This is a genomic window from Palaeococcus pacificus DY20341, from assembly GCF_000725425.1.
GTDB classification, from domain to species: domain Archaea; phylum Methanobacteriota_B; class Thermococci; order Thermococcales; family Thermococcaceae; genus Palaeococcus; species Palaeococcus pacificus.
In genome coordinates, this window is sequence record NZ_CP006019.1 from 675,204 (window position 1) to 694,821 (window position 19,618).

The 19,618-nt window shown below is 42.8% G+C and carries 15 protein-coding genes; 7 read left to right on the top strand and 8 right to left on the bottom strand.

Annotated features, from left to right (window positions below; all coding sequences use genetic code 11):
- Nucleotides 1-26: 26 nt before the first annotated feature.
- From PAP_RS03915 to PAP_RS03945, 7 genes are all read right to left on the bottom strand, one after another.
- Complete coding sequence (locus tag PAP_RS03915) at nucleotides 27-1,949, bottom strand: ATP-binding protein (protein ID WP_048164792.1); 1,923 nt, start codon at nucleotides 1,947-1,949, stop codon at nucleotides 27-29.
- Nucleotides 1,925-5,671: a cobaltochelatase subunit CobN gene (cobN, locus tag PAP_RS03920; RefSeq protein WP_048164793.1), complete on the bottom strand. Its 3,747-nt coding sequence runs from the start codon at nucleotides 5,669-5,671 to the stop codon at nucleotides 1,925-1,927. The genes PAP_RS03915 and cobN overlap by 25 nt, the downstream gene beginning before the upstream one ends.
- Nucleotides 5,668-6,618 (bottom strand): hypothetical protein, encoded by a 951-nt coding sequence (locus PAP_RS03925; protein ID WP_236627008.1) that lies wholly within the window; start codon nucleotides 6,616-6,618, stop codon nucleotides 5,668-5,670. The genes cobN and PAP_RS03925 overlap by 4 nt, the downstream gene beginning before the upstream one ends.
- The gene (locus PAP_RS03930; RefSeq protein ID WP_048164794.1) at nucleotides 6,618-7,388 is read right to left on the bottom strand and encodes an ABC transporter ATP-binding protein; all 771 of its coding nucleotides are present in this window, start codon (nucleotides 7,386-7,388) and stop codon (nucleotides 6,618-6,620) included. Before PAP_RS03930 ends, PAP_RS03925 begins: the two co-directional genes overlap by 1 nt.
- A complete protein-coding gene (locus PAP_RS03935; RefSeq protein WP_048164795.1) occupies nucleotides 7,381-8,427 on the bottom strand; it encodes a FecCD family ABC transporter permease in 1,047 nt (348 codons plus the stop codon). Before PAP_RS03935 ends, PAP_RS03930 begins: the two co-directional genes overlap by 8 nt.
- 4 nt (nucleotides 8,428-8,431) lie before the next feature.
- Nucleotides 8,432-10,537 carry an ABC transporter substrate-binding protein gene (locus PAP_RS03940; RefSeq protein ID WP_048164796.1) on the bottom strand — a complete coding sequence of 702 codons (2,106 nt, stop codon included), beginning with the start codon at nucleotides 10,535-10,537 and terminating at the stop codon, nucleotides 8,432-8,434.
- 158 nt (nucleotides 10,538-10,695) lie between these two features.
- Nucleotides 10,696-11,835 (bottom strand): iron-containing alcohol dehydrogenase, encoded by a 1,140-nt coding sequence (locus tag PAP_RS03945; RefSeq protein ID WP_048164797.1) that lies wholly within the window; start codon nucleotides 11,833-11,835, stop codon nucleotides 10,696-10,698.
- 206 nt (nucleotides 11,836-12,041) lie between these two features.
- Between PAP_RS03945 and thiM the strand changes: the two genes are divergently transcribed.
- From thiM to thiD, 3 genes are read left to right on the top strand one after another with little or no spacing between them, the layout of a single operon-like run.
- Entirely contained in the window at nucleotides 12,042-12,845 is an 804-nt protein-coding gene (gene thiM / locus PAP_RS03950; protein WP_048164798.1) for a hydroxyethylthiazole kinase, read from the top strand.
- Nucleotides 12,835-13,461, top strand: a complete 627-nt coding sequence (gene thiE, locus PAP_RS03955) for a thiamine phosphate synthase (RefSeq protein ID WP_048164799.1) — start codon at nucleotides 12,835-12,837, stop codon at nucleotides 13,459-13,461. The genes thiM and thiE overlap by 11 nt, the downstream gene beginning before the upstream one ends.
- A 1-nt stretch (nucleotide 13,462) precedes the next feature.
- On the top strand, nucleotides 13,463-14,257 hold the full coding sequence (thiD, locus tag PAP_RS03960; protein WP_052649060.1) for a bifunctional hydroxymethylpyrimidine kinase/phosphomethylpyrimidine kinase: 795 nt from the start codon (nucleotides 13,463-13,465) through the stop codon (nucleotides 14,255-14,257).
- Here thiD and PAP_RS03965 read toward each other — a convergent pair.
- On the bottom strand, nucleotides 14,239-14,697 hold the full coding sequence (locus tag PAP_RS03965; RefSeq protein WP_048164801.1) for a hypothetical protein: 459 nt from the start codon (nucleotides 14,695-14,697) through the stop codon (nucleotides 14,239-14,241). The genes thiD and PAP_RS03965 overlap by 19 nt on opposite strands.
- Before the next feature lie 174 nt (nucleotides 14,698-14,871).
- On the opposite strand from PAP_RS03965, the gene PAP_RS03970 reads away from it, so the two are divergent.
- From PAP_RS03970 to PAP_RS03985, 4 genes are read left to right on the top strand one after another with little or no spacing between them, the layout of a single operon-like run.
- Nucleotides 14,872-16,116, top strand: coding sequence for a BMP family lipoprotein (locus PAP_RS03970; protein ID WP_052649062.1), 1,245 nt, complete (start codon nucleotides 14,872-14,874; stop codon nucleotides 16,114-16,116).
- A 51-nt stretch (nucleotides 16,117-16,167) separates the two neighbouring features.
- Nucleotides 16,168-17,691, top strand: a complete 1,524-nt coding sequence (locus PAP_RS03975) for an ABC transporter ATP-binding protein (RefSeq protein WP_048164802.1) — start codon at nucleotides 16,168-16,170, stop codon at nucleotides 17,689-17,691.
- A complete protein-coding gene (locus PAP_RS03980) occupies nucleotides 17,688-18,710 on the top strand; it encodes an ABC transporter permease (RefSeq protein WP_048164803.1) in 1,023 nt (340 codons plus the stop codon). Before PAP_RS03975 ends, PAP_RS03980 begins: the two co-directional genes overlap by 4 nt.
- Nucleotides 18,707-19,615 carry an ABC transporter permease gene (locus tag PAP_RS03985; protein ID WP_048164804.1) on the top strand — a complete coding sequence of 303 codons (909 nt, stop codon included), beginning with the start codon at nucleotides 18,707-18,709 and terminating at the stop codon, nucleotides 19,613-19,615. The genes PAP_RS03980 and PAP_RS03985 overlap by 4 nt, the downstream gene beginning before the upstream one ends.
- The last annotated feature ends 3 nt before the right edge of the window (nucleotides 19,616-19,618 follow it).

The window sequence follows — 19,618 nt, forward strand, 5'->3', positions numbered from 1 at the left end:
CAAAAAGGAGATATTAAGAGACAAAGTTATACCCTAAACACTTTAGCGTTCGCAACTTCCTTCAAAACTGGAACATAGGAAATCCCCGGGTTTATTCCCTTGCCATTTGTATCGTAAATGTTAAGCTCAATGCCCTTCTTTCTCAACGCTTTTGCAAGCTCAATGATTTCATCCTTAATTCTCTTGCCAAAGAGGGGAACGTTTGCTTTTCCATCGGTTATTAGAAATGCTCTAACTTTGACGGACTTGTCTTTCATTCTCTCTCTATTGGCTAAAAGCAAAAGATTGTATAAAGCAGAGCTGAGAGGAGTCCTTCCTCCAGTTGGAACACTTTCTATTTTTTCAAACACTTCCCAGTAGTTCTTAGTTGGCGAAACAAAAACTTCTGCTTCTTTGCCCTTTGCAACTATCAAAGCCATCTTTGACTTCTTGATGTAGCCGTTCTCAACCAGCTTTTCCGCTATCCCCTTTGCAATGCTTATTCTTCTCTTCACCGCCATACTTCCGCTTGAGTCTAAGAGCAAAACCCAGAGCGTAGGAGCCTTTGCCTTCCTAACCCTAACACGGACATCCTTTAGCTCAAGCTTTATCGGAGGCTTTTTTCCATTTAACACTGCCCAAATAGTCGAATTGTAAAAATCAACATCCCTTATTTCACCTTTTGAGGGTAGATATGAGACAGGAATCCCCTTTGGAAAGTTTATCACTGTAACGCTGACGTCTCTTGAGGAGCGGTAGCCTGTGAATTCGCTTCCATCAAAGTTTTTGCTCTCTATCCTTGGGATTTTAGCTTCGCTTGAGCGAAAATTCTGCTCTAAATTTCCGATTCCTTGACTTCGAGACTCTTGGTTTCTCCTTTCACTTTTTTCTTCCTTCTTGTGCTCATGCTTATGGTCGTGCTTATGATCATGATTGTGCTCCTTATCATCTTTAGGCTTTGGGGGCTTCATTTGAGGTGGCTTTTGGAAGGGCTTGTCCCTCAAGCGGTGCGGTAAAGCTAATTCCATAGCTTTTTCCAAATCCTCAAGGGAAACCCTTCTCCTTCCGTTTAAAGCAGCTATTGCTTTTGCAGTTTTTATTGTAGTGATTTCAGCTCTATTGGTCTTTATACCTAAATTAATCACAGTCTCAGCTAAAAGCTTTAGCAAATCATCGCTTATTTCAACTTTAGGCAAAAGCTCCTTCGCTTTAACAATCTTTTCTGTAAGCTTTTTCTCTTCGCTCTCAAACTTCTTGTAGAAGCTTATTGGATCTTCATGGAATTCTTCTACTCTTTTAACTATCTCTATCCTATCCTCTGGGTTCATTGGTGCTGAGACTTCAACGCATAGACCAAATCTATCGAGAATTTGGGGTCTTAAGTCCCCTTCCTCTGGGTTCATGCTCCCAACTAAGATAAAGCGGGCTGGATGTCTAAACGAGATTCCTTCCCTCTCTATCGTACTCCATCCCATTGCAGCGGAATCTAAGAGTGAATCGGCTATGTAGTCATCTAAGAGGTTGACTTCATCGATGTAAAGCACTCCCCTATTAGCTTCCGCTAGTATACCCGGCTGCAAAGCTTTTTTGCCCTCTTTTAAAAAGCGCTCTACATCCACAGTTCCAACCAATCTATCTATGGTAACGCTCAAAGGCAAATCAACAACTCTCATTCTTCTTTTGGCAATTGGTAAGCTCTCACCTCTTCTATAGCGCTCATAACAGCTGTCGCACATCTCTAAGGGGTTCATTGGATTGCAGTTGAACGAACAATCTGCCACAACTTCAATTTCGGGCAAAACGTTAGCCAAAGCCCTAACTAAGGTTGATTTCCCCGTTCCTTTGTCTCCTTTCAATAAAACTCCACCTATTAGCGGATTAACCGCTACACAGAGCAAAGCTAGTTTAGCCTTTTCCTGCCCGACTATTGCAGAAAATGGGAAGATTAAGCGTTTTTCACGAGCTTCCATATTTTATCCACCTCCTCAATGTTTTCACTCCAGTGTTCATCATCCTCAGCAGTGTAGATTTCAATCGTTCCACCTTGAACTTCCCCTTCACCAAGGTGTTCCTCCAAAAGCCCCTCAATTTCAGAGTAAGCTTCCATGAGCCTTTCAATGAGCTCATCGTTCGTCTCCCACAAGCCGCGCTCATAGGCTTCAATCAAGCGCCTTGCAATTTCCTCAATGGCGTAGGGATTGTGCTCCTCAAACCATTTCCTCATCTCTTCATCAAGAACATACTTTTGTGCTATTTCATCAAAAATCCAGTCTTCAACGAGTTTTGTTGTTGCTTCCCAGCCATAGATGTGAAGAATCTTCTTTGAGAACTCGCTCGCCCCTCTGTAGCCGTGCTTCTTCATTTCCTCAATCCATCTGTCGTTGAGAAGCTTTGTCCTTGTTATTCTCTCAATCTCGACTTTAATATCAACAATTTTAGTATCGCTTATGTCCCTCGTGTCAACTTGAACTATATCCACGTTTTTGCCAGTTAGAGCATCTACTGCTGTTTTAAATCCACCGTGATAGGCAAAATAACAGCAGCAGTTCGTTAAGTCGTGCTCATCGCTTATGTGGTTTCTATTGATTACGTCAACGCTTCTGAGGTTCAAAACTAAAGATTCATGAGCCTCAACTCCAAAGGCATCTTTTCCATAAGCGTAGCCGCTCCACTGAACCCAAACCTTTGCTAAATCCTCATCCTTCTGCCAGCCCGATGACTCAACAGCTAAGTTTACACCAGCTCCATAAGCTCCCGGAGGAGCAGAGAAAACTCTAAACCTCGCAAACCTTTGAGCTTCTTCAAAACTTTTGCCTAATTCAATCAGTTTTTTAATATGCCTAATGTAGTGCTTTCTAACGTAATTCATTTCTAACGGCTCATCCAAGGTAACAACCTTTTCTATTGCCTCGTCAATCAGGTAGATGTAATTTGGCAAAGTATCTCTAACAATTCCACTTATCCTAACTAGAACGTCAATCCTCGGTCTTCCGAGCTCTTCTAAGGGAATTACCTCAAGTTCAGAAACTACATCTCCTTTCCAGATGGGCTTAACTCCAAGCAAATAGAGAATTTGAGCTATTTGTTCGCCATCTGCCTTATAACCGTCTATACTCCAGAGAACCTGCCCAATGCTTTCGGGATACTTCCCATGCTTCTTTGTATACTCCTCCAAGAGCTTTTCAGCAGTTTCAACTCCAATTTGCCAAGCTGCTTTGGTTGGCAAAGTTCTTGGATCAACTGCATAGAAGTTTCTTCCCGTTGGCAAAATCTCGAACTTCCCTCTCGTTATGGCTCCTGAAGGACCTGGTTCTACATATTTTCCTTCCACGCCTTCTAAAAAGCTATTATATTCCCTTTCACACTCAACAACTTTTTGAGCAACTTCAAGGGCTTTTCTAAACGTTTCCTCAAGCTTTTCTTTCTCCTTAACTTTGAATCCAAACTTTTCAATTTCTTCCTTAATAACCCCAAAGCCTTCGCCATTAAGCAAACGCTCTAAGCTTTTAACTGCTATCTTGTGGAAAATCTCCAACAGTTCTCTGTTCGTAAATCCATTTGTAGTCTCTAAGGGGTTCTTTCTTATCTCATCGTAGTCTAAGCCTATTGCCTCAGCTATCGCCCTTCTAATCGAAGGGGAAGCGTAGGAATCGTAGGTCATTGCCGTGGCAATATATTCCGCCAATCTCTCGGGTTCTTTTGGTGGATACCCAAAGATATGAAGACCGAGATTAATTTGAGAACCTCTCATTAAATCAGCGTAGCGGTGGATTTCCTCTATCGTTTGCTCTTCATTTTCAGGGTTCGCTATTCTTATCTTGTTTTCTTCAGCTTTCTCCAAAATCTGCTCGTAAATCTTCTTTCTTCTTGCATCATCTCCTAAGCTCTTTGCCTTTGCATATTGATTCAAGAGCGAATCCAAATCATCCAAAACTTCAGCTATTGCCATTGGTGGATAAATGTGGTCTATTAGCGTTGCATAACTTCTTCTCTTGGCTATGACACCTTCCATTGGATTTGAAACTACATAAACGTATAAGTGGGGAACATCATCTAAGCTTGCCTCGGGAACACATGAAGGAGAAAGCCCAACGCTTTTCCCCGGTCTAAATTCTAAATAACCGTGAGTTCCAAAGTGAATCATAACATTGGCATTAAACTTCCTCGTTATCCACCTATAGACAGCCCACCACTGGTGAGGAGGAGTTATAGTCGGATCATGGAGGATTCTACAAACTTTTCCATCACACCTCGCCCCAGCACAGCCGAACTTTGGCTGCGGAGTAATGAAAACGTTTCCAAACCTTATTCCAGGAACAACGAACTTTCCATCATAAATCATTCCAACCAATGTTTTGTCCACTTTCTCAGCTAATACCTCCTCTGGTCTTCCCCAATCTTTGACTATTTTTTCTCTCAAGTCCTCGGGAAGCTCATTGAACCACTTCAAATAATCCTCCAAGCTTACGAAGTCAATTGCCCCACCGTTTTTGACAATTTCTTCCACACTTGTCCATCTAAACTCGCTTATTGCCTTTCTCTCCAAAATCATTCTTATTAGCTCTTCTCCATTCTTTGGAAGCTCTTCACCAACATAGTAGCCTTCTTCTTTTAGCTTGTGCAGAAGTCTAACTATGCTCTCTGGAACATCTAATCCCATTCCCACTGCAATGCTGGCTTCAAGTCCCTTACAAGGCGGATTTATCAAAACTATCGCTATTTTAACGTCTTTCTTTGGCTTTTTCCTTAGCTCAATCCACTTCTTCACTCTTTTGACGAGATATTTTATGTGTTCTTCGTATGGCTCGCCTTTTTTGTAGCCTTCAATGTTTTCAGTTCCAGCTATAAATATCGGTTCAATCGCTCCTGCAACTTCTGGAATTATCACCCCATAAACCTGCGTCATGTAATCAACGCCTTCTCTCCCCTTCCACTCTTTGAGGCTTTGATAATAAGAGCGAATTGGAGCAAATACTGGGACGTTCAGCTTTTTCAAATTCTTTAAATCAACGGTGCCAAAGGAGATTAAACTTACCAGTGCCTCAATAATTGGTTTCCCATCTTTTATGAAGAACTCCTCAACTGCTTCACTCTTCTCCCTTCCAAGCCCTGTTGTTGAGTCTTTCCCATAGGTAAACACTGGAATGACTCCTAACCCTTCACTTTCAAATGCTTTGATGAGCTCCTCAATCGGGCTGAATTCTCTGTAAAGCCAAGCACTCCTCCAGAATAGAACTCCAACAAGTGGTCTCTTATCATAAACCTCCAAATATTCATCTAAGCTCTCAAAAACCCCAAAATTTGGGTGGTAAATCCCATGCATTGGAACTTCTTTTGGCTCTTCATATTCCCTCTTTTCACCTGCCAAGTTTGCTAAAAACTTAGCTAAGTTCCTTAGATTCTCCTCACCACCGAGGACGTAGTAGGATTTAGCTTTAACTAAAATCTCTTGCGGAACGTTGTTTAAGTTGTCCATTGAAACAATTTTTGCTCTGCTCTTTTTTAGCGTCTCTACAACAACATCCGGAAGTTCGTGGGCATAAATGAAAATTACTTCTGCCATTTCAACTTTTTCGAGCTCTTTCTCACAGTTCTGTTCTGTTAAAACAATCCCATCGATTTTTTCCTCTTTCAATATTTTCTCAAGCAAATGTAAAGGTCTTGCACCGTAACCCAATATGAAGCAGATCATAAAACCACCCCCATCACAAGTATAAGGCACAGTATGATGGCACTCCGTGTTGCCATTGAGATGAGCATAATCTTCGTTCCATCTTTAGCTCCATACAGACCAACATAATAGGGAATCAGCACTCTTAGGAAAGTTATATTCGCGAGAACTGATCCAAGAAGGAGAGACCTTATTAGAGCTTTTTCACTTATTAATCCGGCTTTTAAGAGGTTTGCACCGAGAGTATAAGCCGCTATACTGCTTGCCATTGCACTTAATGCCACACTTATTTCTTCTGGTGAAAGAGGAAGGAAAGCTGCAAAATCTTTTACGAGAGAGGTTAAATACTCAAAAAACCCTGCTGCTATGAGCAAGGCGGTTATGTAAGTTGCCAAAACCATAGTTTTTAAAATTGGGATTGAGTGCCTTTTAGTTTTTGTTAAAGCCTTTCTTAAAACTTTTTTAAATGGCTCTTGGGAATTTTTGGTGTGCTTTTGAACATTTTTTATTTGTTTTGGACTCTTAATTAAGAGTTTCCCAGCGAATGCAAAAACCGTTGTTTGAATAAATCCAATAAGAACTAAGATCCCGAAATAAAGTAAGCCAAATGTTCCAAGCGTTGCCAAAAGAACTGGGATTAATGAGTTCCAGTGCCTAACCATTGCAGGAAATGCGTTCATAAGAGAGGCAATGTAGAGTTCTTTCTTGCCTATTTTTCCTTCTTTGTAAAAATCTATAAGCATGGCATTTCCTGCCCTCGTATTTAAAAATGCAGTTGCAAATGCTAAAGCACACTCCTCTGGGAGATTTGAGAGCTTAACAAAGGGTTTCCCTATTGGAGAAAACTTGTTAATAATTCCTTTCTCAATTAAAAGCTCAGCTATGAATATACCAATCAATAACCCGGGAACAGAGCGTTTTAAAAAGCTAAATGCTATTTCCGTTGAAGTTATTATCAAGCTCAGCATTAGACTACCTCCGTTTTTGGCATGATAACTCTAAATCCATTGAACTCCAAGATGTGAATTGGAACACCGTAAACCTCTTCAAGTATCTCCTCTCTCAAAATCTCGCTCGACTCTCCAACGGCTCGGATCCTTCCTTCCTTAACCAAAGCTATCTTATCTGAATAAATTGAAGCCAAATTTGGATCATGGAGTGTTAGAATTGCTGTAATTCTCTCTTCCCTCGCGAGTTTTTTAATAATCCCAAGGATTTTTACCTGATTTTTGAAATCCAAATGAGCGGTGGGCTCGTCAAGAAGAAGGACTTTTGGCTCTTGGACTAATGCTCTCGCTATTAAGACCAGCTGTAATTGACCTCCGCTCAGCTGGGTATATGGTCTGTCTTTAAAACTCTCCATTCCCAAAAGCCTGAGCTTTTCGAGAGCTTTCTCATAATGTTCATCTTTTGGACTCTCAAAAACGCTGAGCTGAGATGCCAAGCCCATAACGACGACATCTAAAACTGTGTACGGGAAAGGAGGATAATGGGATTGAGGAACATAACCAGCTAACTTAGCCCTCTCCTTTAATGATAAAGAGTGAAAATCTCTGCCATCTATGAAGACGCACTTTTTCTTTGGCTTTAACAATCCATAGACATTCTTCAAAATCGTGGTTTTTCCACTGCCGTTTGGACCCAATAAAGTTAAAATCTCGCCTTCTTTAACCTCAAAGCAAACATTTTCAACGCTGAAATCGCCATAACTGAATGATAATCCTTTAACTTTAAGCATGCCAACCACCGCCCGTCTTTCTCAATAGATAGGCAAAGAAGGGTATCCCAAGTAATGTGGTTAATATCCCGATTGGAATCTCATAAGTGGTTATTGATCTCGCTAGGGTGTCTGCCAAAACCATAAAAGAAGCTCCGAGGGTTATTGAGAGGGGGATTAACTTCTTATGGTCGGGTCCAAAAGCCATTCTAACCATGTGGGGAATCATTAAGCCAACCCATCCAATTATTCCACAAAAAGCGACAGAAGCGGCTGTTATAAGTGAAACGATTAAGATAAAAGCAAACTTCAACTTTTCAGTCTCAACTCCAACGAGCTTGGCCTCTTCTCCAAAGGATAAAACATTCAGCTGCCAGCGCATTAGAGATATTATAATGCATCCAGCAAAAATAATTGGAAATGCTACTTTAACAGAATGCCAATCGGCATTGGCAAAGCTCCCCATAAGCCAGTAAACCACACTCGCCAATTTTTCGTGCTCCATCAAAAACTTCAACAGTGAAGTTAATGCGGAAAAGAACGCGTTAACTATAACACCGGCCAAAATTAGTGATACTGGAGTTATTCTCCCACCTATTTTAGCAAGAGACGTTGTCAAAAACACTGCAAGCAGAGCAAAAACAAATGCTAAGGGAGTAACGCCCAAACCTAACGAGAGTCCTATGGCTAATGCAGCTCCAAAAGCTGCCCCAGAGGAAATCCCTAAAATATAGCTATTGACAAGGGGATTTCTAAATATTGCCTGCAGAACTGCTCCAGAGACTGCTAAAGCTGAGCCAACAATCATGGCTAAAAGAACTCGGGGAAGTCTTATTTTAAAGAGAACCGTTTGATAAACGCTTGGATATGGAATTTGAACATCAAAATAAAGCTTTCCAAGGGTTATTTTAGCCAAAACACCTGAAATAAGTTGGAGAGATTTTAAGAGCACCATATTTATTATGTCAACCATCGGCATGTGATATGCCCCAATAAACAGGCTTATGAAGAATGCAAAGATTGGAGAGACTAAAAGAAAAAGAAAGAGAAATCTTCTCATCCTTTCACCCCTCTATCTTGTAGAACTTCTGGAGTATCTCATTGTAGATTGGCTCCCAGTCGGGATAGTATTCTGGATAAATTGCATGACCAAAGGCGTAAATTCCCGTTATGAACCTTGGTCCATAAAGAGCAGTTGCATCTTTCTTATATGAGCTCACTAATATGCCAACGACGTTTCCTTCTTTAACTGCTTTAATCTCCTGCCAACTTGGATCGCTCTTGATTTTCTCAACTGCTTCATTAAGCCTCTCTGCTTCCCAGTCAACAACAATTAGAATGTCGGTTTTATCTCCAAAGTATGCTATGAGCTTTTCTAAGTCAAGCTTTAGGTAAGGTCCTCCCTCATTGACGTCAAAGGCTAAGTTGTGTCCCCCAACAAGCTCAGCGGTTTCAGCATAAGCACTTCCTCTTGTAGAGACAGTTATTGTCCCTGTTGCGTATTTACCAGTAATTGATGAGCCATAAACTATAAGCACGTTTTTCTTCTCCTCCTCTGGTATTTTGCTCGCTATTTCAAGAGCTTGATTATAATAGTGCTCCAGGAAGCTTGCCAGTTCTTCGGCTTCCCTCTCTTTATCAAAGACCTTTCCAAGCACTCTTATTATCCTAATGTTCTCATATGGCATTTCTGTTCCTGTCTTGTTTGAATCAGGAATTCCAAAGGCTAAAACTGGAATGTTAAGCTCTTCTGCTCTCTCAAATAATTCCTTTTCCTTTGGCTCAAATGAGCCCCACCACAGGCCCATTACGATCAAATCTGGCTCTAAGCCTGCAACAGTTTCCCAATTAATGCCTTTATAAACAGAGCCAATTTGCGGCTTTTGCTTAACACTATCTGGTAAGAATTGGTCCTTTGGCGTGTACTTATCAATTCCCACGATTTTGTCATCTAAGCCTAAGCAATGTAAAACTTCAGCCCAATAACTGCTTGTAATGATGACTCTTTCGGGAACCTTTTCAAAGGTCACCTTTCTTCCAGCAGAGTCCATTACCTCCACTTTTATCTCATAGCTAAGCCCATAGAACTTCTCAAATAATTCCTTTGCAACTGGCTTCCACTCTGGGTAATACTCCGGATAAATTAGTCCGCCCATTTGGTAGACTCCCACGACTATCCTTGGTCCCCAGTCTAAGAATCCTTTAGAACCGGCCAAAATTCCGTAAACATGCCCTTCCTTAACTGCTTTAATTTCTCTCCATCTTGGGTCGTTTTTTATGTCGTTCACAGCTTTTTCAAGCGTATCCTGACTGAAGGAGGTTACGATTATAACATCAGCTTTGTCTCCCCAGTATGCAATTATCTTCTCCAAATCAAGCTTCGGCCACTGGGTGTCGAACTCTTTGTCGTAGGCTAAGTTGTGAGCACCAACGAGCTCAACGATGCTTGCCCAAGCACTTCCCTTTGCATAAACTGTGATTGGGCCGTTTATGTCTTTGGGAGCATTTATGATAATGACGTTCTTCTTTTTATCCGCTGGAATTTGGCTGGCTATTTTGTTCACTTCTTCCAACTTGCTCTCCATCCAATTTGAAAGCTCCTCAGCTTTCTCTTCATTCCCAAAAACTTTCCCCAAAAGCTCTACAACTTTAACGTTATCCTCCACACTTTTGGCAGTTAATGCTATAACTGGAATGCCAATTTCTTCTGCTTTCTCAATCGTCTCCTTGTCCTTGTATTTGCCACCATACCAGTCAACGATTATTAAATCTGGCTCTAAACTTGCAACACTTTCCCAATTAAGACCTTTAAATGAACTCCCCACTGCTGGCTTTTGCTTAACTTCCTCGGGGATATATGGATTATTTGGAACGTACTTTCCAATGCCAACGATTTTATCATCTAAACCAAGTATGTGAAGAATCTCGGTCCAATAGCCTGTTAAAACAATTATTCGTTTGGGAACTTTCTCTAAAGTCACTTCCCTTCCTGCAAAATCTGTAACCATTATTTTTTCTTGAATTTCTGTTTGAGCATGAGATGTACTTGTTGTCTTTTCTTGGATGATTGAAGTGGATGTTGTTTCCATTGGAGTCTTTTGGACACATGCACTGCTGAATGCTAGGATAGATATTACAAGCAGCGCCAACAACATCTTGCTACTTTTCATAAATTTCACCACCAATTGTGCTACTAATTTTGATTTTAGTAGTATCATAGAAGGCTCAAAATATCGATTTTTAACACTTTTTAAAACAGACAGTTAGCAACCAAAAGTTAACTCAAGATGTGTGAGAAAAAATAAAGTATAGTGAGGCTTGATTTGGACTATTCATAAAACACCTTCTTGTAGAGCTCTTTAATCTCTTCCACGCTCGGCTCAACTGGATTGAAGTTTATTAAAGGATCTCCGTAGGCCTTTTTGCTCATCTCGTCAAGCTTTTCATTGAACTCCTCCTCACTTACAAGTTTGCTTAACGTTGGGACATCGAGCATCTCGTTGAGTTCTTTAACAACTTCAATTAGCTCCTGGGGAGTATTGAAGCCAAGCTCTTTGGCAATCTCGGCATAGCGCTTCCTTGCATAGTCGCTCCTCATGTTGAACTCCATCACGTATGGGAGGAATATAGCATTGAGCAAGCCATGTGGACCAATCCAAGCGGCTTTGTGACTCAAGCTGTGACAGAGGCCAAGACGAGCGTTTAAGAAAGCTATTCCCGCCATAGTTGCTGCGTAGTGCATCTCTTCTCTTGCTTTCTCATCGCCTTTAACAGAAAGTGGGAGCCACTTGAAAACGGCCTTTACCGCTTTAATAGCAAAGGCATCGCTGAAAGGTGTTGTCACATTGGTAGTGTAGGCCTCAATCGCGTGAACGAGAACATCAAGCCCGGAATTCCTCGCAACTTCTTTGGGCATTGTCCTCGGAAGGCGGGGGTCAAGGATAGCGAACTCCGGTGCAATTTCAAATGAGACAAGATTGTACTTCGCATCGCCTTTCTTAAGCACTGAAGCGGCTGAAACCTCACTTCCAGCGCCGCTTGTAGATGGAATTGCCACTAGAGGCGTTTTAAGCTTAGGGATAACCTTCGGGGGTTTTGTAAAGCGGTCAAGGAAAGCCACATCCTCAAACCTGAGCTCCGGAGCATCATAAAAGACTTTGATAGCTTTTACCACATCTATAACGCTTCCACCGCCGAGTGCAATTAAAAGATCGGGCTTATATTCCCTCACCCTGGGGAGAACGCTCTCTACATGCTCATAGGTGGGCTCTGCAGGAATACGCTCTATGACATCAACGTTTGCTCCTGCGTCTTCAACGTAGTTCATTGCCTCGTTGAGAAATCCATGGACTCTCATTGACTTGCTTGCAAAGATTAAAACCCTTTCATGTCTCTTTGAAACGCTCTTAATATAGCTCAAGCTCCCTTCTCCAAGAATTATGCGGGTCTTCAAGCTGAAGAACTGCATTTTACCACCCTAATTATGTAGATGCATCGAGAATAAAAGGATAACCCTCAGCGATAGCTGGTATCATCATGTCTCAGTTCCGAAACCGCTCTTCATCGGGCAATTTTAACTCTTTGGGAGGGCTTTTAAGGGTTGTTATAACTAAGTTTTAAAACTTAACAAAACAGTTATAAAACTTAAGCGAAAATGTGGATGTGGTGAGCCAGATGAGTGAGGAGTGGATAGTCCAAAGCTTGGAGAAGCTTAGGGAAAAGAAGCCCCTTGTTCAAAATATTACCAATTTTGTAGTGATGAACACCACCGCGAATGCACTCTTGGCGATAGGTGCTTCACCTGTTATGGCACATGCAGTAGATGAGATTGAGGACATGCTTAAAATAGCCGACGCTCTCGTCGTTAATATTGGGACGCTTGATGAGCACTGGATTGCTTCAATGGAAAAAGCTGTGAGGATAGCGAAGGAGATGAAAAAACCAATAGTTTTAGACCCCGTCGGAGCAGGAGCAACGAGGCTTAGGACTAAAACCTCACTTGACCTGCTTGATATCGGCACAACAATTCTAAGAGGAAACTTTGGAGAGATTAAAGCTCTTTTAGGGGAGCATGGGAAGACGAGAGGAGTCGACAGCGCGGGCTATGATGCAGGTGAGGCAAAGAACTTAGCTTTGGAGGCATCTAAAGAGTTCAATACAGTTGTCGCAGTCACGGGTCCTATTGACTATGTAAGCGATGGAAAGAGGGTTTATGCCGTTGAGAACGGCCATCCAATGTTGGGAAGGGTTACCGGGACAGGATGTATGGCAACATCAATTATGGGCGCTTTTGTTGCGGTGGAAGAGCCTTTAAGGGCTGCTGTGAGTGCGTTAGTTGCTTTTGAAGTTGCTGCTGAAAAAGCGTATGAGGAATCTCCTTATCCCGGAAGCTTCCACATTAAGCTCTACGACTGGTTGTACAGGATTGATGGGGAGATAATAAAAGAGAGAGCAAAGGTGAGAGAAGTTGAACCTTAAAAAGAGACTTAGGCTCTATGTTATAACTGACAGAAGGTTTAAGGACGAGGTAAGCAGTGTACGGGAAGCATTGGAAGGTGGAGCAACAGCAATACAGCTTAGAATTAAGAATGCTCCAACGAGAGAAATGATTGAGGTTGGAAAGAAAATCAGGGAGCTAACGAGGGAATACAATGCTTTGTTCTTCGTTAATGACCGCTTAGATGTTGCACTGGCAGTTAATGCCGATGGCGTTCACGTAGGGCAGGAGGACATGCCCGTTGAGATTGTTAAGGAGATAGCTCCAAACTTAATCGTCGGCGTATCTGCCTCGAACCTTAGAGAAGCTATTGAAGCTGAAAAAGGAGGAGCGGACTACATAGGAGCCGGAAGTGTTTTTCCAACGAAGAGTAAAGAGGATGCACGGTTTTTAGGGCTCGAAGGACTTAAGGAGATGATTGAGAGCATTAAAATTCCCATTGTGGCTATTGGGGGCATAAATCATGAAAACGTTGGGGAAGTGCTAAAGCTCGGCGTCGATGGAGTGGCGGTAATCTCCGCCATAATAGGTGCCCCAGACGTGAAAAAAGCCACCCAAGAGATGAAGACGATTATAAATGAAGTTTTGGGTGAGTAGCGTGGAGGTTGCATTAACAATAGCTGGGAGCGACAGCGGAGGAGGTGCGGGGATACAAGCCGATTTAAAGACCTTCGCCGCTTTTGGTGTGCACGGTACAAGTGCCATAACTGCTGTAACGGCCCAAAACACCTTGAGAGTTCTTTCTATTTTTCCTCTTCCTCCGATAGAGGTTTACAATCAGATCAGGGCTGTTTTGGATGACTTTCATGTTGGAGCAATTAAAACAGGAATGCTGGCCGATGAAGGCATAATTAAAGCTGTCTCTCTGGCGCTTAAGGACGTTAAAGTTCCTTTAGTTGTGGATCCAATTATAGAATCCACGAGTGGGGCTAAACTCTTAAGTGATGACGACATTGAGCTCCTCAAAAAGGAAATAATCCCAAAGGCATTCCTGGTGACACCCAACATTAGAGAGGCAGAGGTTTTGAGCGGTTTGTCTATAAAAAGTGTTGAAGATATGAGGGAAGCTGCTGTTTATATTGTGAAGGAGTTAAAGGCTAGGGCAGTACTGATAAAGGGTGGACACCTCAAAGGGGCCCGAGCGGTGGATGTGCTCTATTATAAAGGAGGAGTTAAGTTCTATTCACACCCTTTTGTGAGGGGTTGCACTCATGGGACTGGCTGTGCACTGTCCGCGGCGATAACAGCAAACTTGGCTAAAGGAAAGCCCTTGGATGAAGCCATTACCGTATCAAAGGAGTTCATAAGCATTGCCATAAAGTATGCTTCAAAGGTTGGAAAAGGGGAGTGCCCCGTGGATCCAATTGCTTGGCTTCATTTACGACGCATATAGGTTTTCTTTTCCGTTACTTTCCCGTCTTCGAACTTATAAATATCGATCCTCTCAAAGCCCATAGTCTCTCTTTTGTATGCGACTAAATAATTAATTAATTCCTTGATCCCATAGCGTGTTATTGAGTCCTTAACATAGCGGTGATCATATAGGAGTATGAGTCTATCTTTGTTCTCTTTTATCCAATTGTATAGCTTTGCCCTTTCGTACTTTGGTCTTGAGATAGGATTTAAAATAATGTAACCGTCGAACTCAAAGCCCTCAAAAGGGGAGCCTATAAAGATTTGTTCCTGAAACTCATCAACTTCAAAAGGAAGGGCCTCAGCTAGGAATGTTTTTCCTGTTGAGAGCCATGCTTTGAGATATATCCTTCCAAGCTTTTTTGCATCTCCCGTTAGAAGAACAACACCTTCTTCAAGGTTTGCTATTTCTGTAAGCATCCTCCATCCCCTAACTTTGAATATTACTAGGGGGTTTTAAATTCAGCGGTGAAAATTTTTCAAAAAATTTAATCGTAATTTCAGAGAATACCGCTGGTCTCCCTTTTAAACCGTAAGGTATATAACATTGATTACGCCATCTTAGGCTTGATAAACCCTTTGAGGTGTTAGCTAATGAGGAAGTCAATAGTGGGAATGTTTTTAATCGGCCTAATGGCATTTGCTGTAGTGGCAAGCGGCTGTATCGGAGGAGGAGAGGAGAAGACCCAAGGTAAGATTGCCGTTGTCTACGACGTTGGTGGAAGGGGTGACTTGAGCTTCAACGATATGGCATACCTTGGTGCTTCAAAAGCAGCTAAGGACTTTAACTTGGAGCTCAAGGAAATGCAGAGCAACAGTGAGTCTGACTACTTGACAAACTTGAGGACGCTCGCAAAGAGCGGTGAGTACGACCTCATCATAGCTGTCGGTTTCATGATGACCGATGCTGTTAGCCAAGTTGCCGATGAATACCCAGACCAAAAGTTCGCAATTGTTGATGGATTCATTCCAGACAAGCCAAACGTTATGGCGATACTCTTTAAGGAAAACGAGGGTTCTGCTCTAATCGGCGCTTTGGCAGGTTTAATCGCGGCAAACGATGGAAAGGATAAAGTAGGAGCTGTTCTTGGTATTGAAATTCCAGTTCTCTATAAGTTCGAGGGTGGATATAGATTTGGTATCGATTGGGCTGAGGACTACTACAAGCAGAAGACTGGAAACGACGTTAACATTGACCTCCTCTATACGTACACCGGCTCATTCACAGACCCTGCAAAGGGTAAGGCTGCTGCTCAAGCCCAACTCCAACAGGGTGCATGGGTTATCTACCAAATAGCCGGTGCTGTTGGTCTTGGAGTCTTTGAAGCTGTTGGTGAATATCTCGAAAGCCAAGGAAAAGAATTCGGCCCACCATTTGCCGTTGGTGTTGATTCAGCACAAGACTGGATTAAGCCAGGTGTTATAATTGCAAGCATGACCAAGAGAGTTGATGTTGGTGTTTACAAGGCCGTTGAGAGCGTAGTTAACGGCAACTTCCAAGGTGGAATAGTCGAACTCGGCCTCAAAGAAGGCGGTGTTGGAGTGAGCAGCATTGAGGATGTTAAAGAGATGTTTAACTCACTACCAGAGGAGACTCAACAGCAGAAACTCCAAGAAATGGGCTTCAACAGTGCTGATGAGCTCTTTGCCAAGCTTGAGGAGACAAGGAAGCAGGTTCCAGACTGGATCTGGGACGCTGTTAAAGAGCTCGAGGAGAAGATCAAGAACGGCGAGGTTAAGGTTCCAATGGCCACCACTACAGACCAAATTGAGGCCATTAGGAACGCCAAGACCTGGCAAGAAATGCAAGACCTTGCAGAGCAATGGGAAAGCAGCTGATCCCTTTATTTTCTTTTCAAATTTTTCACTAAAGATAAGGAGGGAGCAACGATGGAAGAGGTACCAATAATAGATATGAAAGGTATCGTTAAGGTATACTCTGACGGCACTAGAGCTCTAAAAGGAGTAGATTTTTCGGTTAAAAAAGGTGAGATTCACGGTCTTTTAGGTGAGAATGGAGCTGGGAAGAGTACGTTAATGAAAATCCTTTCTGGAATGATTCATCCTACTGAGGGTGCGATTTATATCAACGGCAGGGAGGTTAAGTTTAAAAGTCCTGCTGACGCTTTGGCTAATGGTATTGGAATGGTTCACCAACATTTCACGCTCGTTGAGGTTTTTGATGGACTTCACAACATTATATTGGGAATGGAGGGACACGGTCCATTTTCCAAAATAGATGTTAAGAAAGCGAAAGAAAAGCTTCAAAAGCTTATGGATGAGCTCAACTTCCAAGTGCCTCTTGATGTTCCTGTCGAGAACCTCCCTGTGGGAGTTCAACAGAGGATTGAGATTTTGAAGACCCTTTATAGAGAGGTAGATGTCTTAATTTTGGACGAGCCGACTGCTGTGCTCACCCCTATTGAGGTTAAAGAGCTGTTTGGAGTTCTTAGGAAGCTTAAATCCCAAGGTAAAACGATTATTTTCATAAGCCATAAGCTCAAAGAGGTTATGGAATTAACGGACAGAGTAACCGTCCTTAGAAAAGGAGAGCTGATAGGCACAGTGAATACAAGCGAAACTTCTCCAAAGGAGCTTGCTAGAATGATGGTTGGTAGAGATGTTGTTCTTAGGATAGAGAAGCCTCCAAAAGAAGCTGGAGAGCCCGTCCTAAGAGTCGAAAACCTCTGGGTAAAGGGAGATAGGGGAGAAGATGCTATCAAAGGCCTGAGCTTTGAGGTCAGAGCAGGGGAGATATTTGGTATAGCTGGTGTTGAGGGTAATGGACAAACAGAGCTAATAGAGGCCATAAGCGGACTAAGGAAGGTTGAAAAAGGTAAAATCTTCCTCAATGGAAAGGATATAACCAATAGGTCACCAAGGGAGCTCTACGACTTGGGAATGGCTCACATACCAGAGGATAGGATAAGATTGGGTCTTGTTGTTGACATGAGCGTAACTGAGAATTCTATACTAGGGCTTCACTGGAGAGAAAAGTTTAGGGGTCCATTGAGCTCAATAAAATGGAGCAAAGTGAGGGAGCACGCAAAGGCCTTGGTGGAGAAGTTTGAAGTATCTGTTCCGAGTTTGGAAGCCCCAGCTAAGAGTTTGAGTGGAGGAAACCAGCAGAAGCTCATAGTGGCGAGAGAGGTGAGCAAGGAGCCGGAATTCATACTCGCATCGCAACCTACAAGGGGAGTTGATGTCGCTTCGACGGAGTACATAAGGAACTATCTCGTCAAGCTCAGGAATGAGAACAAGGCCGTTCTTTTGGTCTCTGCTGATTTAGATGAGGTTACGCAACTGAGCGATAGGATGGCAATAATCTATGAGGGTGAGTTTGTGGATATAGTAAAGCCAGAAAAGGTTACCGAAGAGCAGATAGGACTTATGATGGGAGGGGTTAAAGCATGAAAAACACTAAATCACTCATGAAGCCTTTTGTGGAGAGTCTCGCGGCTATCTTGATAGGTCTAATTGTAGGAGCTTTGATACTCATATTTTCAGGCTATAATCCGGTTGAAGCTTATTTAGCGCTCTTTGGAGAAGCTTTCACCGTGGATGGCTTTGCAAGGGCTCTAGCTGAAGCAACTCCAATAATACTCACTGCCCTTACATTTGCTTTAGGAGCAAGGACAGGCCTTTTCAACATAGGAGGGGAAGGTACAGTCTACTTCGGAGCTATAATGGCCATTGTGCTCACTAATGTGTGGGGAAACGTCTTAATGGGAATTCTAGGTGGAATCTTAGCTGGTGCTGTTTGGATGGCAATCCCAGCGGTTCTAAAAGTGGTTAGAGGTGTCAATGAGGTCGTTTCCACCATCATGCTCAACTGGATAGCTTGGAACGTTGGACTTTACCTCCTCCTCAGGCTCCAAGACCCAAAGAGTGCATACAAAACGATATCCGTCCCAGAGGGAGCAAGGCTTCCTCTCCTTGTATCAAAGAGTGAGCTCTCTATAGCCTTTATACTAGCTGTTTTAGTGGCTGTTTTAGCTTACTACCTGCTCTGGCACACAACTTTAGGATATGAGCTTAGGGTTAGCGGACTTAACGAGAGTGCAGCTAGGTATGGAGGAATAAACCCGAAAAAGGCTGTCATGTGGTCCTTCATTATTGGAGGAATCACAAGCGGACTAGCAGGTGCGCTTGAAGTCATGGGCAAGCCACCATCCTACGCGATAACTCAAGGACTTGGGAACGTCTACGGCTATGGATTCGATGGAATAGGCGTAGCTTTAGTTGGAAGAAATCACCCCTTGGGCGTAATTTTGAGTGGAATATTCTTTGGAATGCTTAAAGCAGGAGCTACAGCCATGCAGTTTGAGGCAGATGTTCCATTGGAGATGGTTAAAGTAGTTCAAGGAGTCATAATCGTGGCTGTTGCTATCCCCGGAATTCTTGACCTTCTAAGAAAGGTGGTGAGAAAATGATGGAGACAATACTCGCCCTCATATTTGGTGCCCTGACTGCAATGGTTCCAGTAGTTTTGACGAGTGTAGGAGCTGCAGTAAGCGAGAGAGCTGGTATAGTTAACATAGGTTACGAGGGCATACTCTTAATGAGTGCATTTTTTGGTGCAATGTTCGCAGAGATGAGCGGAAATCCGTGGATAGGCTTGTTAGGGGGAGCATTTGTGGGGATGCTCTTAGGCATGCTCCACGGATTTATTACAGTTTACTTAAAAGGTGATCACGTTATTCCGGGTATAGGTGTTAACCTACTCGCCTTAGGTGTTGTTGCCTTTGGCCTTCCCGCTTACTGGGGGACTGCTGGACAGCACGTGGTTCCAAACACTGTAAGAATAGAACCCATAATAAGTTTGGCACAGGGAATTTCTCTAAGTCCAATGGTGATTGTAACAATTTTGATAACCCTCGTAACCCACTGGGTGCTCTTTAGAACACCACTCGGCCTAAGAATTCGTGCGGTGGGTGAAAATCCAGAAGCAGCTGATGCTCTTGGTCTCAACGTAGAGAAATACAGATTTTTAGCCACAGTCTACGGTGCGGTGTTAGCCGGCATTGGCGGAGCTTATATGAGTGTGGATTGGCTGGGTACGGTTACAAAAACGGTTTCAAACGGTAGAGGATTCATAGCTCTGGCAAACATGGTCTTCAGCGGCTGGAATCCACTAAGAGCCCTTGGAGGAGGCTTCATGTTTGGATTCTTTGACTACCTATCCTCGTGGGTGGCCACTAACCCAAGCATTAAACAAGTCATCCCAGAGCAGTTCATAGCAACGCTTCCATACATAGTGACCCTAATAGTAGTTTCTGGTATAATAGGAAAAGTGAGGGCACCAAAGGCAGATGGAAAGCCCTACAAGAGGGAGTGATTC